Below are 15,434 nucleotides of genomic sequence, written 5' to 3'. Positions count from 1 at the left end.
TAAATGTGTCGCTCTTATCTTGGTAGTCCGTGTAATCTGTACGCTACGCTGTCTCCATTTTACTATATTGGAGAAGAAAGTACGTTTGGGAACCCTTACATATATTCTTCAATCGACAAGAGAAGACATAGCTGTAACTTTCCTTAAATTTGTCAGTATTACCGGTTTTTATTTCCTTATTTGGATAATATCTATTGACAAAACATGACATACTTACTTATAATTTTGATAATTCTAAATATTAAAGTGGCATGAAGAAAAGAGTAGATACTGTTTCTTTTAGAAAGCTTCGGCTGCTGAAAAGAACTGAAATATCTCAGTATCAAAAATGGTTCAGAGCCTCGTACCGAAAGTATAATTTAGTATATTAGTAGGTTCCGACGAGATTTGGTACTCGTTATCCATACCAGTGTGTATGAAGCGTTGATTCGTTTTTGCACTTACGAAGGCTGTTTATGTGAGTAAGCAGTGAATTAAGGTGGAACCACGTGAAGTCACACCACGTCCTTATCATGGTAAGGGCGTGGTGTTTTTTATTATGGACAAAGAAATGGGTGGGATGAAGTTGAAACGTTTATTAGTTTTTCAATCAGATTTTGGATTAAGTGATGGAGCTGTAAGTGCTATGTATGGAGTAGCGCTTTCTGTCGATCCTTCTTTAAAGATTAGTAACAATACGCATGATATTCCAACGTTTAATATATGGGAAGGCTCATACCGTCTGTTGCAGGCTATCTCATATTGGCCGGAAGGAACGGTATTTGTATCGGTGGTAGATCCGGGAGTAGGATGCGATCGCCGAAGCATCGTTGCCAAGACCTCTGGTGGACACTATGTGGTCACACCTGATAACGGTACCCTATCCCATATCAAAAATAAAATTGGCATCACGGAAGCAAGAGTGATAGATGAGAAGGTAAATCGTTTACCGCGTTCAGGAGAATCCTACACTTTCCACGGGCGTGATGTTTATGCGTATACAGGGGCAAGGATTGCAGCTGGGGTGATCGGTTTTGAGGAAGTGGGGCCGGAAATTTCTGTTGATTCCCTTATTGAGCTACCTCTTTATGAGGCATACATACATGATCATAAGATTACGGGCATTATTGAAATTCTTGATATTCGGTTTGGGAATCTGTGGACGAATATTTCGCGGGAGCTGTTTAGGAAACTGGAAATTTCACTAGGAGATAGGGTCTGGGTTCAAATTGAAAAGGATGGAACAGTGAGGTATGAGGAAGAGGTTGTATATGGCAGATCTTTTGCAGACAGTGCATTAGAGGAAGCCATTCTTTATGTTAATTCGCTTGATAATCTGGGGCTGGCTCTCAATCAGAAATCATTTGCTGATACTTATCATATTAGCACGGGCAGTAATTGGCGCATTACTATTCGTAAAGCGCCATAATTAATGAAGGTTTTTTTACCTTCCTTTTGGTATTCCAATTACATTTAGTGAAATTTCTTATGCATTTTAAAGCTTGATGAGTGTGTTGTATAGGCATTGGTTTAACTTAGGTTAGATATTTTACTGCTAGTGTTAATCAGTTTTGTTTTTCTGCTTTCAGCTAATGCTAAAATTGCATTTCGATGGAGATAATTCTTTTTGATTCGTCTATCCATAGGCAAAGTGTTTGTGTGTGATGAGATAAATAACGCAGAGCAGGTGAATCTTTAAGGGAATCATTCAGAATCCAATTTGAGAGTTGAAAACCAAATGAAGGGGTTTCTGTGTTGGCTTTTAAATAGGCTAGTACTTCATCGAACTCCTTGTCTTCGTAGGAGTCGATATATTCTGGAATTACTCTGTACGGATTTGAAGGTGAGTACTGAACTTGTTGAAGTTGTTTACTTTGCGGAAAAAGGCTCCTAATAACAGGATTTATAGGATTAGACATGAAATGTTTTAAAGAATCATCATTGGGCTTAGCCAACATGACCTCAATCGGTTTATCATTCATCAGAAATACTTTTCGCTCATCGAAGTGCAGGATGATTTCTCGCAGCTCCTTATCCTTGATAAGGTCGTTTTTTATCGGAAAATAAGTAACGCTATCTCTCAACTGTGCGCTTAATAGTAGGAAAAATTGCGTCAGAATGGAATAGTGTTTTTGTATTCCATTACCATCAATGAATTTGGATCTAAAAAGTGGTAGGCTGTCCACTTCTTCATCAACAAAAAGGTCTCCATAAAAAGGTTCTAGCCATTCCAAATGAACTCCTCCAATAACTTTGATTTATTTTATTGTCTTATATTTCCTTTAAATGCGCATCTGTTATTTATCATAAATGGAGTTTAACCTAATAAGAAATAGAGCTTTAAAGAGACCAAGCTGACTTTCATTGGCTTGGTCTCCTTGGATATTTAACCGGGAGCCAGTCTTTTTTCGCCCTGATAACGATCCTGATATCTTTTTGTAAATACAAGAGAGATGAGTAAGATTAACTCAAACGCATTGGTGATTGCGCCGCTTTCAATTGGCATCTTGACCATACTTCCGATAATCATAAGTGCGGTCCCAACAAACATCCAATACCAACCTGTTCTTTTCCAAAGAATAATGGATGAGACAAGGATAGCCATGGTGACCATTAAAATCATGATTGGCGGTCCTTGAGGGGAACTGGTTGAAGTATAGCTTAGAATTCCATAGCTTCTTTCCACCTTTAGTGAGAGATCCAAAACAACCGTAAATAGTTCTATCAAAAAAGCAATTAGTGTAAAGGTAACTGTAATAAGTAAGGCTGAGGTTGTATTCGCCCACTTGACCCCAGCACGTTTAAGTACATCCCAGGAAAACGTAATTAACAACGGTGTAAAAATCGCATGCATCCAGAACCGAGCTGCATTCAAATTCTCTAAAACTTCTCCCTCCCCAATCCACCTTCCGATGCCAAGAATGGCATTATCATAAATGAGCGGTACAATAACCAGAACCAGTACATTCGATACTTTGCTAACACGGCTCTTTTTTATAGATTGAAGCATCATAATGAGCAAGCCGGCATAAAAACAAGCAAACAATAAATACAAAAATGTATCCATCAGAAACCTCCTCGTTATCCTATACCTTTCCTAAAATAGTAAGGACTTAAACATAGGAAATTTGCTTACGATGCATTTATACATGAGAAAAGAGGATATCCGGTCTGGATATCCCCTCTTAAGCTAAAGCAGTCTATTTTACCCCTACGAAAATTATTCATTGACCTTATAAGTAAAGTAATCAAAATCCGCAGGCTTGCTTTCTCCAGATGTATCCTGGCACTGCATGCCTACAAATGCTCCAGTAAAGAATCCTCCTCCGCGGATATAATCATCCGATAGTTTATATGAGTATAAGGTTACCGGGATTTGTGTCCAAGCTTCTCCGTCGAATGAATAGGAGTAGTGATACGTGTTTGTTTGGACTTCGGAACGTATATAAACATATTCGACTTCATCCGGTACCGGAATTTCATTACCTCTCAATGGTCGATCAAAGGTGAAATTATCACAAACGCTTAAATCTAGAACTCTACCTTTCTCTTCGTGCCATGTAAGCTGAAGGGCGCTCCAATTTTCTGTGTTGTAATAGTTTACTAAGCCGGCAGCCTGCTGGAAAGTGTCCGGGTTAAAAGCCAATTTAGTTTCTGCTGTAAAGTTAAAATGCTGCCAGCGTCTTGCTACAAAAGCCTGTGTGAATTTTGAAGTGAGTGATTCTTTACCGTACAAGCGTAAATGACCCGGTTTGTCTTCCAATGAGAGATGATCTCCTAACGGAATCCGTAACGTTTGGAAGTTAAGGTTTAATGATTTCTCGTTAAAATCATCTTTTTCAGGGTAGTCTTTTTCCCATTTTACTTCCTCCATCTTAGGACCTTCTATTTCAAGAGAAGGCTGATTACCGCCCACTACATATGGCCAATCGTTCTCCCATGTTAATCGTTGAATGGCTGTTTCACGTCCGAGCGGACAAAATCCTCTTGGATTCAGTAATGCCTGATTCTCTTTAGGAAGAGGGCGTCCGGTTAAATGGACTAAAAACCATTCATCTGTATGTGTGTGAACGATGGAAGCATGGCCCGCTTTTTGTAATGGGTTTCTTGGATAAGGAAACGAAGTAATTAATGGATTTTCCGGATGAACTTCATATGGTCCATCAATCGTTTTGGAACGGGCAATCGTTGCCTGGTGATCATATTTTGTTCCACCCTCGGCCGTTAATAGATAATAGTATCCATTCCATTTATATAAGTGCGGAGCTTCTGTCAGTTTGATGTCGGTCCCTTTAAAGATTACTTTTTTATCTCCAACTAACTTTTTCTCTTCTACACTATATTCCTGAAGTACAATTCCATAGAAACTATGGTTTCCAAGACGATGATCCCAGACCATATTCACAAGATATTTCTTGCCGTCAGCATCATGAAATAAAGATGGATCAAAGCCAGAGCTATTAAGATGGATTGGATCAGACCATTCGCCATCAATCGTTTCGCAGGTACTGAGATAATTATGGCTGTCTTTCCACTGTCCGCCTGTCACCTTAACATCCGTATAAATGAGCCAGAACTTCCCATCATGGTAGGAGAGAGCAGGAGCCCAGATACCGCCTGAATCAGGATTTCCCATCATATTTAATTGGCTTAATCGATTTAATGGACGAGAAACTAATGACCAATTCTTTAAATCCTTAGAGTGATAAATACCTACTCCTGGGAACCACTCAAACGTAGAAACGGCAATATAATAATCTTCGTCACGTCTGCAAATACTTGGATCAGGGTTAAAGCCAGTTAAAATAGGGTTTTGAATTTTCATTTTGTATCCTCCTTAATATATAAAAATAGAAGCGCTTTCATAAATATGAAATTTGATTATGTCAGCAAAGAAAGCAGCTAATATTGATCCACCAATGGATAGGTTTGAATACTTTGATGATACAAATCGTTATTTAAGAAATGTTCAGTTGAAAAAGCAGCTACGCCCAAAGCGCATGAATGACTCGCTAGACTTGAATATTGAATATGTAAGTTCTTTTGATGATTAGACAGTGAATGATTTTTTATGGTATCTACTAAGGAAGAGTGAATCCATTTTTTACAGGCGGCCAGGCGATTGCCAAGAATAACTTGATTAGGGTTAAAAATATTAATGATATTATTAATGCCAATCCCAATCGATTTCCCTATATCACTGAATAATTCAATTGCTGTAGGGTCTTCATTTTCGGCAAGATCAATTAAGTGTTCGAGTGTAATGGTGGGATCATTCATCATGAGCTTCGCCTGACTGACCAGGGATCTCTCTGATGCATATAATTCCCAGCATCCATGGTCTCCGCACCGGCATTTCTCTCCGTTTCTTTCAATCGTCATGTGACCGAGCTCCCCTGAAAGTCCATTATTACCCTGATAAAGTTGGTTATCCAGGATTAAGCCGCCTCCGATTCCAAATCCAATACTGATGTATATCATGTTGGTGAAATTTATTCCGACACCAAAATTTTTTTCGCCATATGCCCCACAGTTCGCTTCATTCTCAACTGTAACAGGTACACAGTATTTTTTTGCGACCATATTTTTTAAATCGATGTTTTTCCAATTTAGATTAGGAGCCATTAAAATTCTTCCGGTTGTATCGACCGTGCCTGGTACACCAATACCAATCCCGACTAAACCATATGGCGAATCAGGTATGGAAGCAACCATACAATCAATCATTTCATACAGTCTTTTTTTAATATCTTCATAGGTTAGTTCCTGGAATTTTATCAGTTTTTCTTTGTGGATTTTCCCCTGCAGGTTGGTCACGATTCCTAAAATATAGTTAACTCCAAGATCAATTCCTATGGAATAGCCTGCATTTTCATTGAATAATAACATAACTGGCCGTCTGCCCCCGTTAGATTTGCCGGGTCCGGATTCAGATACGAGCTGTTCCTCTATAAGCTCGGAAACCAATGAAGAGACTGTTCCTTTATTAAGGCCGGTTTTATTGGCCACATCTGTTCGTGATAAAGGAGGAGATTCTTTAATGACATGCATGACCAAAGACTTATTTTCTTTTTTAACAACCTGTTGATTATACGTTTTCAATGGTCCGCCTCATTTCTATCACATTTACTATAATAGTAACATCTAATACTTTGTTTATCTAGTAGACAAACAAAGTTTTCCATGATATTCTAAATTTAAGTTTACTAGTAAGTCAAATTAACTATTGGGGGTTTAATTATGCGTAAAAAGAAAGCGTTTTCTTTTCTTGCTGGGTTCTTGGCCTTATTTTTAGTTCTAGCGGGATGTTCGTCAGAAACCGAAAAGTCAAACAGTGATGGAAAGAAAGTTGTTAAGTTTATGCACCTATGGCCGGAAGGAAGCTCTAAACAACATCATGAAATTGTTCAGAAAATCGTTGCGGATTATGAGAAGGAACATAAGGATGTTAAGGTTGAGCTTGAAGTACTTAGCAATGAACAATACAAGGATAAGATTAAAGTTTTATCTGCTTCCAATGAACTTCCTGATGTGGGAATGACATGGTCAGCAGGATACCTTCAACCATATGTGGAAGGCAAAAAGTTTGCGCCACTGGATGACATTCTAGAAGGAGATTTAAAGGATTCTTTTGTAGCTGGTACTTCGGAAGCTTACCAAATCGATGGTAAAACGTACGGTCTGCCACTGGAACTTAATATAGCCTCTGTCTTCTATAATAAGAAAATGTTTAAGGATAATGGCTTAGAAGCTCCAAAAACATTTGATGAGTTAGTAAAGGCCGCAAAAACTCTTGATAAAAATGGAGTTGAGCCAATTGCACTAGGTAATAAGGATAAATGGACTGGTTCATTATGGTATATGTATTTAGCGGATCGAATTGGCGGGACTGAAGCATTGAAAGGTGCCATTGATCGTTCAGGTTCTTTCGAAGATCCAGCGCTTGTATCTGCCGCTGAAAAAGTACAGGAATTAGTTGATGCAAATGGATTTGTAAACGGATTCAACGGTTTATCTGATGAAGAAGCAAAAAGTATGTTCATGAACAGCCAAGCCGCTATGTATCTAATTGCTACATGGGATTTGCCAAACTACACAACAAATCCGGATGTACCTCAGGAATTTAAAGATCAGGTTGGTTTCTTTGACTTCCCATCTGTTGATGGAAAAGGGGATATGAACAGTTATGTTGGTGGACCTGGAGTTGGATTGTTTGTTTCTGAGGACTCTAAAGTAAAAGAAGAGGCGAAGGATTTCGTATCTTACTTTGTTCAGCAGTGGGGAGAAAAATCTGTCACGGATGCCGGCGTAATACCAGCTACTAAAATTGATGCTGAGAAGCTTGATTTGCCGCAAATGTATGTAGATGTTTTAGGGAAATTAAATAAAGCAACTAATATTACCTTATATGCGGATGTACAATTAAGCTCCGATGCAGCACAGGTTCACTTAGATCAAATTCAAGCTTTATTCGGCAAGGAAACAACTCCAGAGAAATTTGCAAAAGAGCATGAAAAGGCGCTTTCTTCAAAGTAAAACGACAAAGGAAAAAGGATTCATCCTGATACGATGAATCCTTTTCCTACATACAGATGAGGTGGTTTTTATGAATAAGGTGATGTCCAATAAGTGGATTATAGCTATGTATATTCTGCCGGCTTTGTTATTGGTCAGTGTACTGATTTTTATCCCGCTTATTTTGACAGGTTATTATGGGCTTATGGATTGGGATGGCATTGGAGCCATGAAGTTTATTGGTTTGGAGAACTATATAAATGCAATCCAGGACGCGAAATTTTGGGATAGTGCCTGGCATTCCATTTTACTGGCTATCTTTTCAACATTGAGTTTAGTTATCTATTTAGCTATATCTCTCATTCTTGCTTCCAAAATAAAAGGGGCAAATTTATTAAGGAAAATTTATTTGATTCCTATGCTGCTATCTTCAGTGGCTATTGCGCAGCTTTGGATTAAAGTGTTCAATCCATCGAACGGAATATTAAATACGATATTGGTTTGGTTTGGGGTTGAAAATCCACCTTTATGGTTATCTGATACATCTATCGTTTTATATGCTATTTTTATCCCCATCCTATGGCAGTATGCTGGATTTTATATCTTGATTTATTATGCAGCCCTAAAAAATATACCTGAATCTTTAATTGAAGCAGCAAAAATAGACGGTGCTACTCCATGGCAGATTGCCATGAAGATTAAATTGCCGCTGATCATGGGAGTTGTAAAAGTTACAATTGTACTGGCTATTGTTGGTTCACTTAAATATTTCGATCTTATTTATGTTATGACAGGTGGAGGTCCGAACGGATCCAGTGAAGTAATGGCATCCTATATGTATAAGCTGGCTTTCTCATCCTCTAATTTTGGTTACGGCAGTGCAATTGGCTTCCTGTTACTCGTCATTACGTTAATTGTGACGTTTATTATCAATAAACTGACTGCATCCAAGGAAGAAATCCAATATTAGATAGGAGAGGAAAAGAATGGCTCGTTTTGGAAAAATAGTGTTATATATTTGTTTGACAGTGGTTGCGGTCTTTCAGGTGTTCCCAATTATTTGGCTTTTCCTGTTTTCATTAAAGAGCAATCAGGAGATATTTGCGGGTTCGCCATTTGCTCTTCCCTCCGAATTTAGATGGGAAAACTATTTGAAGGTTTGGGATGGTGGCATAGGATTATACTTTTTTAATAGTATTTGGATTACAGGTGTTGCCATCGTTTTAACGGTTCTTTTTGCAAGTATGGCAACTTATGCAATTACAAGAATGCACTGGAAATACAGTAAACTTGTATTAGGATTATTTATGATCGGGTTGATGATTCCGATTCATTCAGCGTTAATTCCTTTGTTTAATATGTTTTTGAACGTGAACTTAATTGATAATCCATGGTCGATTGTTCTTACCTATACGGCTTATAATTTGCCAATTACCATGATGATTCTGCTTGGCTTCTATACTACATTGCCAAGAGAAATTGAAGAGGCTGCGATCATAGATGGAAGCTCAATCAACCGGATGTTTTTCCGAATTGTTCTGCCCATGTCCATGCCTATTATGTCAACTACAGTTATCATCAATATGATTTACAATTGGAATGAATTCGTTTTTGTTAATACATTTATCAGCTCTGATAAATATAAAACCTTAACAGTCGGCATTCAGAATTTTATTGGACAGTATATGACTGACTGGGGTGCCATCGGTGCCACATTAATTATCAGTTTCCTACCATTATTGCTTGCCTTTATTTTCTTCAGTAATAAAGTAATTGAAGGATTATCAGCTAGCGCAGTAAAAGGATAATAGGATAATCCAAAGCGACATACACCTGGCATGGGGAGTATGTCGTTTTTATGGTTAAGGAATTTATTCAATGAAATCAATAAAAGCACAAGTGCGATAAGGGAACATTTGTGCTTTGTTTTTAATTAACTGATAGAGTTATAAATCAGTTTGTTTTATTTTGTTGTTTGCCTCTAAACGTTTGAAAGAGGAGGAGGCTAGCCATGATGTAATAAAGGAATAAAAGCTTAAACCAAAAATAAATGCAAGTGCAGGGAAGATGAACGAGATGATTGAAAATGCAACAAGGCAAATGACCATCATGATGATTTGAATCGGGCTAATTAACATAATGAAAAACGCTTGTTTATAAATGGATCGTACCGGTAAATCATAATGAGCGAACACTGGAAATAGGTAAAACAGTAAGAAGATAAAAAATAGAATACAAGCAAATATCGGGATATGAGTCCAGGTAATAAGCTTGCTTGCCTCACTCTGTATGTAAAAAAGATCAATACCTATCAATAAAAAGATAATGGATGTATAAATTCCTAAATGATTACTTTTCCAAAAGTCTTTTTTGTAATAGGACCAAAAAGTATGGAACACAGGTACATCTGAATTCCCTCTTAACCATTCTCTCATTACAGAAAACATGGCTGTAGTAGCGGGGTATATCCCTAAAACAATTACACCGACCATCGTAAATAAAAACCATAAGATATTTACATAAGCAAACCTCATAACCCATTCCAATATGGTATAAAGGCTGTTTCCTAAATCCTTCAATTATGAAAACCCCTCCTTGGTGAAACCCTCTTATTCTATATATTATACTGCAATATCGGCAGGGTGTAATAAACATAAATGGAATAATTAGAACATTTCATAAATCAATACCTAAAATAAAAATCCCAAGCATCTCTGTGTTTGGGATTAATGAATAATTGCGGTTACTAAAATTTATTGTAATGTCTCCAAATATGTTTCATATAAATAAGCAGTCCATTTAGTGTGGGAATTTGCCTTTAAGTTTTTTAGTAGGCCTTGAATGATGACTCCTGGATATTGGGGGTTCAATAAATCATCTTTTAATAGCTCTAATGATTGCTGTACGGTTAGATCTGATATTTCATCCTTTTTTGCCGTAAGCAGATCAGCCAGTTCTCCCTTGGTAGGAATGATTGATTTTGAGCTTGTATAGGTTAAATATTCTGCTGAAATTAGCGGAATGGTTGCTTGATTGGCTAGAATGGTTACTTTTTCAACTAAAGAATTGCAAAGAATATTAAGCTCAAAAGGATAATTTGATATGAAAAATAGCTCTGCATATAGTTTACAGAAACTTTTAATCGTATAAACCAAATCTGGCCGCATCGAATCATCCACATTTGGAAATTGTCGGTCAACTATTGTGAATATGATAGAATTCATAAATTGGTCATATTTTGTTAACTGTTCAAATAGTTCCATACTACAGGAGGTAAATTGTTCTGTTATTAAAACCTTTGCAAAGTTAGAATGGCTTTGATACGAACTAAAAATATTAAAATAAAAATGATAAAGCAGTGAATGGTCTGGATTAGATTCACTGACCGATTGTTCAATATTGGCTGCCATATCACTCAGAAAGTAATCAATCAGTGCAAACACTAATTCATCCTTCGACTTATATGATAGATAGAATGCGCCTTTTGAGATTCCGCAGACCTCCGTTATTTGTTGAACAGATGTTGCTTCAATCCCGTTTTTTGCGAAAAGCTCAAAAGCCTTTTCCATTATTAATTGTTTTTTAACCATGCCGACACTCCTGTTCATTTAGTTGACATCTGACCAACCAGTCATTATTATAAATAAATGTAGGAATTGAGTCAATTGTTAGAATCTTTTTAGTAAAAGGAAGGTGTAAGGGTGAAGGGGTTAGTCAACTTTGTTTTAGGAAATAAACTGGCTGTGTGGCTATTAACGATTATTATTACAGCCTCAGGAATCTATTCAGGCACAAGAATGAAAATGGAGTCTATTCCAGATATATCTATTCCATACTTAATTGTTATGGGTGTATATCCAGGTGCTGCTCCAGAGCAAGTAATGAATGAAGTCTCCATTCCAATGGAGAAGGCGATAGAAGGACTTGAAGATGTCAATGCCGTATATTCCAATTCATCATCCAGTGTATCTCAGGTTCAGGTAGAGTATGAGTATGGGGTAGATATGGATGAGAAAAAACGTCAGCTGAAATCTGCGATTGATGCAGTAAAAATGCCGGAGGATGCTGAAGAACCATCCATCATGGCAATCAGTATGAATATGATGCCAATTCTTTCTTTATCCATCAGCAGCGGGGAAGAGGACATTGTAGATTTAACCTCAACTGTTGAAGATACAATTCTGCCTAAAATTGAAGATATTGATGGTGTAGCTTCTGCAACTATCACAGGGCAGCATATAGAAGAAGTGAACTTCAGTTACGATCAGGAAAAGATGAAGCAATTGGGACTGACTGAAGACAAAGTGAAGGAAATGATCCAGGCAAGCGATATGGAGCTTTCACTTGGTCTCTATGAGTTTGAGGAAGGCGAAGAAGCGGTTTATGTAGATGGTAAACTTAAAACGGTTGATGACCTGAAAAACATGGTCATTCCAGTTACACCGTCTGCGGAAAACCCAACGCCATTTGTAAAATTAAGTGACATTGCAGAAATTAAAAAAGTTGGTAAAGTGGAATCTGTTTCACGTACAAACGGTAAGGATGCCATTGCGATTCAAATCGTTAAAGGACAAGAAGCAAATACCGTGACAGTCGTGAATGCTGTAAAAGATTTAATTGATGATCAAGAAAAAGCAATCGATGGATTGAAGATTGATGTTACGCTTGATCAGGGTAAACCAATTGAAGACTCTGTATTTACAATGATAGAAAAAGCTTTATTTGGCGGATTAATTGCAATTCTAGTTATCTTGTTATTTTTACGAGATATTAAATCTACGATTATATCCATTATCTCCATACCAGTATCCATTTTCATGGCATTACTGCTCTTGAATTGGATGGATATTACATTAAATATCATGACACTTGGTGCGATTACGGTTGCGATTGGGCGGGTAATTGATGACTCCATTGTCGTGGTGGAAAATATTTATCGAAGAATGCATTTGAAAGAAGAGAAGCTTAGAGGACGTGCGCTAATTCGTGAAGCAACGCTTGAAATGTTCAAGCCTATATTGTCTTCAACATTAGTAACAATCGCAGTATTTGCCCCAATGGTCTTTATTGGTGGTATGGTAGGAGAATTGTTCATGCCATTTGCCCTAACAATGTCATTTGCCTTGATTGCATCGTTAATCGTGGCCATTACAATTGTTCCGGCACTATCTCACTTCTTATTCAGAAAAGGAATATATGGTGACAGAAAAGAAGGTCAGCATAAAGAAGTAGGTAAACTAGCATTATGGTATAAAGGTGTATTGGCGAAGGTGCTGAACCATAAAATCATCACCTCCATTATCGCTGTTGTTCTGCTAGTTGGTTCAATAGCCTTAACACCGTTAATTGGATTCAGCTTTATGGGATCACAGGAAGAGAAAACAATGTATATTACGTACACACCAGCTACTGGTGAGTTACAGGAAGATACATTGAAAAACATTGAGCAAGTCGAAGAGAAATTAATGGACCGGAAAGATATAGATATAATCCAGTTATCCGTAAACGATTCTGATTCTGCTGATATGGCAGCGTCTATGGCTATGGGAGGCGGTGCTGGCGGAGCATTAATGTTCCTCATCTTTGATCCTGATATGGAAAACTTCAGTGAGGCAAAAGAAGAAGTTGAAGAATATCTACTTAATATCGGCCAATCAGGTGAATGGAAGCTGCAAGACTTTGCGGCTATGGGCGGCATGTCATCCAATGAAGTAAGCTACACGATTTACAGTAAGGACTTGGATGATCTGCAGGATGCTGTAAAACAAGTGGAAGGTGCTCTCGGTAATGTGGATGAAGTAGAAGATGTGACTTCGGATGCTGAGGATCCATATGTAGAGCATGTATTAAATGTAGATCAGGCGGATGTCCTGCAATATGGTTTAACTACTGGCCAAATTGTTATGGCACTAAATGCATCTGATCAAAAAGAAGTATTAACGACAGTTGAAAATGATGGCAATGATATAGAGGTAGTCGTTCAACGTGAAGCGAAAGCTGATCCGAAATCAATGGATGACTTACTGAAAACGCCAATACCAACTGCACAGGGTACGGCAATGCCTTTATCTGAGCTAGTAAAAGTTGAAGAAGGCACAACACTCAACACATTAGCTCGTTCTGAAGGTGAGTATTATGCGACTGTGTCTGCAACCATTATCGGTGAAGATGTATCCAAGGCTTCAACTGCAGCAGATGAAGAAGTAGATAAACTCGATTTACCTAAGGGTGTAACGACGGGAGTTGCCGGCGTTGCAGCAGATATGACTGAGACATTTACGCAGCTAGGAGTGGCCATGATTGCAGCAGTTGCGATCGTCTACTTTATCCTAGTTGTCACATTCCGTGAAGGATTGGCTCCATTTGCCATTCTGTTCTCCTTGCCATTTGCAGTAATAGGTTCATTTGTTGGATTATATCTAACCGATCAAACCATTTCTGTATCTGTTATGATGGGTCTGTTAATGTTAATTGGTATTGTTGTTACAAATGCCATCGTGTTAGTTGACCGTATCATTCACATGGAACGTGAAGGAATGAAGATGCGTGAAGCCATTCTTGAGGCTGGAGCAACAAGATTGCGTCCAATTCTCATGACTGCTATTGCTACAATTGGTGCAATGATACCAATGGCACTCGGTGATGGCGGCGGTGGAGGTCTTGTTTCAAAAGACCTGGCTATTACCGTTATTGGCGGTTTGATTAGTTCCACGCTATTAACTTTGGTAGTAGTACCGATTGTTTATGAGGTACTTTCTAAAATGCTTAAGAAGAATCGTAAGGATATAGTAGAAGATTAAACAACTAAAAACACAGTTTCTTAGCAACCTAGATTGCTAACGAAACTGTGTTTTTTTGTCTAGCCATTAATCAATACGATTAGGAATTGTGGTATAATTCACAAATATAACTCAATTTAAGTTTAAGGAGTGAACGGAATGCCGATGGAAGTAATGGCTGGTTATAACGTAATTGTTCTTACAGAAAAAGCCACAAATTCAAGAGCAGTGTTATGTCCGGAAAGAGGGGGCATCTTAATTCAGCTAACTCTTCATGGAAAAGACATTTTATATTTACAAGAGGAAACGTTTGCTGATCCATCAAAGAATATCCGCGGAGGAAACCCGGTTCTGTTTCCAATCTGTGGTCCATTACCAAATAATGAATATCAATTAAACGGACATACATATACAATGCGACAGCATGGATTTGCCCGGAATAAAGCTTGGAAAGTAATCGATCAAGCTTCAAATTGGGCTACTTTACAACTGCAGGATGATGAAGAAAGCTTTAAACAATACCCTTTTCATTTTTCTCTAGAATTTACGTATAAATTGGAAGACGGAAAACTAAGTATCTACCAAACCTACAAAAATTTATCATCAGAAACCATGCCATTCTATGCTGGTTTTCACCCTTATTTTAATGCGAATCATTCAAACAGTCGTTATGAAATTCCAGCAACTCAATATGTTGATAATGAAGATGGCATAACAAAAAAGTACGAAGAAAACCTAAAAGATTTACTTATTCAGGATGCTAAGAATTTCAGTCCGGTATCTGAAGGGATATCCAGACTAAGTAATAATCAAGACACTATAGAAGTAGAGTATAGCAACGATTTTACTACTATTGTTGTGTGGTCAGAACGGCCGGATCAATATGTATGTCTTGAACCATGGATGGCACTTCCTAATGGATTTGATCAAAAAGAAGGTGTTGTTCGTTTACCTGCAAACGAAGAGTTACAGGCTAAATGCAGTATCTCAATCAAGCTGGGATAACCCTGAAAGGATACAACTCGGTAAGACTAGTTACCGGGTTTTTTGTTTGATTAAAAGGAATAGAAGGTTTTTTGTCGAAATAAGGGATAGGAGCATTACAGAGTAAATATCTATCTTCACGTATAGATAGGAAAAGATAGGCAGGGATGTGGAGCA

The 15,434-nt window shown here is 37.8% G+C and carries 12 protein-coding genes; 6 read left to right on the top strand and 6 right to left on the bottom strand.

Annotation, left to right across the window (positions count from 1 at the left end; all coding sequences use genetic code 11):
• The first annotated feature begins 559 nt into the window (after positions 1 to 559).
• On the top strand, positions 560 to 1,408 hold the full coding sequence (locus AC4D4A_RS04890; RefSeq protein WP_490995196.1) for an SAM hydrolase/SAM-dependent halogenase family protein: 849 nt from the start codon (positions 560 to 562) through the stop codon (positions 1,406 to 1,408).
• 166 nt (positions 1,409 to 1,574) lie between these two features.
• On the opposite strand, the gene AC4D4A_RS04885 is transcribed toward AC4D4A_RS04890, so the two are convergent.
• The 4 genes from AC4D4A_RS04885 to AC4D4A_RS04870 all read right to left on the bottom strand — a co-directional run bounded on the left by AC4D4A_RS04885 (position 1,575) and on the right by AC4D4A_RS04870 (position 6,081).
• Positions 1,575 to 2,213, bottom strand: a complete 639-nt coding sequence (locus AC4D4A_RS04885) for a hypothetical protein (protein WP_490994859.1) — start codon at positions 2,211 to 2,213, stop codon at positions 1,575 to 1,577.
• 152 nt (positions 2,214 to 2,365) lie between these two features.
• Positions 2,366 to 3,046 (bottom strand): hypothetical protein, encoded by a 681-nt coding sequence (locus AC4D4A_RS04880; protein ID WP_490994858.1) that lies wholly within the window; start codon positions 3,044 to 3,046, stop codon positions 2,366 to 2,368.
• A 153-nt stretch (positions 3,047 to 3,199) separates the two neighbouring features.
• Positions 3,200 to 4,804: a glycoside hydrolase family 43 protein gene (locus tag AC4D4A_RS04875; RefSeq protein ID WP_490994857.1), complete on the bottom strand. Its 1,605-nt coding sequence runs from the start codon at positions 4,802 to 4,804 to the stop codon at positions 3,200 to 3,202.
• A gap of 77 nt (positions 4,805 to 4,881) precedes the next feature.
• Positions 4,882 to 6,081, bottom strand: a complete 1,200-nt coding sequence (locus tag AC4D4A_RS04870; protein WP_490994856.1) for an ROK family transcriptional regulator — start codon at positions 6,079 to 6,081, stop codon at positions 4,882 to 4,884.
• A gap of 138 nt (positions 6,082 to 6,219) precedes the next feature.
• On the opposite strand from AC4D4A_RS04870, the gene AC4D4A_RS04865 reads away from it, so the two are divergent.
• From AC4D4A_RS04865 to AC4D4A_RS04855, 3 genes are all read left to right on the top strand, one after another.
• Positions 6,220 to 7,515, top strand: a complete 1,296-nt coding sequence (locus AC4D4A_RS04865; RefSeq protein ID WP_490994855.1) for an extracellular solute-binding protein — start codon at positions 6,220 to 6,222, stop codon at positions 7,513 to 7,515.
• Positions 7,516 to 7,585: 70 nt separating this feature from the next.
• Complete coding sequence (locus tag AC4D4A_RS04860) at positions 7,586 to 8,464, top strand: carbohydrate ABC transporter permease (RefSeq protein WP_066106306.1); 879 nt, start codon at positions 7,586 to 7,588, stop codon at positions 8,462 to 8,464.
• 16 nt (positions 8,465 to 8,480) lie between these two features.
• Positions 8,481 to 9,302, top strand: a complete 822-nt coding sequence (locus AC4D4A_RS04855) for a carbohydrate ABC transporter permease (protein ID WP_490994854.1) — start codon at positions 8,481 to 8,483, stop codon at positions 9,300 to 9,302.
• Between the two features lie 138 nt (positions 9,303 to 9,440).
• Here AC4D4A_RS04855 and AC4D4A_RS04850 read toward each other — a convergent pair whose 3' ends face one another.
• Positions 9,441 to 10,073, bottom strand: coding sequence for a YesL family protein (locus AC4D4A_RS04850; RefSeq protein ID WP_490994853.1), 633 nt, complete (start codon positions 10,071 to 10,073; stop codon positions 9,441 to 9,443).
• A 174-nt stretch (positions 10,074 to 10,247) separates the two neighbouring features.
• Positions 10,248 to 11,084 (bottom strand): TetR/AcrR family transcriptional regulator, encoded by an 837-nt coding sequence (locus tag AC4D4A_RS04845; protein WP_490994852.1) that lies wholly within the window; start codon positions 11,082 to 11,084, stop codon positions 10,248 to 10,250.
• A 111-nt stretch (positions 11,085 to 11,195) separates the two neighbouring features.
• Between AC4D4A_RS04845 and AC4D4A_RS04840 the strand changes: the two genes are divergently transcribed.
• Positions 11,196 to 14,294: an efflux RND transporter permease subunit gene (locus AC4D4A_RS04840; RefSeq protein ID WP_490994851.1), complete on the top strand. Its 3,099-nt coding sequence runs from the start codon at positions 11,196 to 11,198 to the stop codon at positions 14,292 to 14,294.
• 138 nt (positions 14,295 to 14,432) lie between these two features.
• Positions 14,433 to 15,278: an aldose epimerase family protein gene (locus AC4D4A_RS04835; RefSeq protein ID WP_490994850.1), complete on the top strand. Its 846-nt coding sequence runs from the start codon at positions 14,433 to 14,435 to the stop codon at positions 15,276 to 15,278.
• The last annotated feature ends 156 nt before the right edge of the window (positions 15,279 to 15,434 follow it).

The organism is Pradoshia sp. Z5_111 (assembly GCF_058267535.1).
Note: the sequence above shows the minus strand (reverse complement) of the source record. Positions and strands in the feature narration are given on the sequence as shown.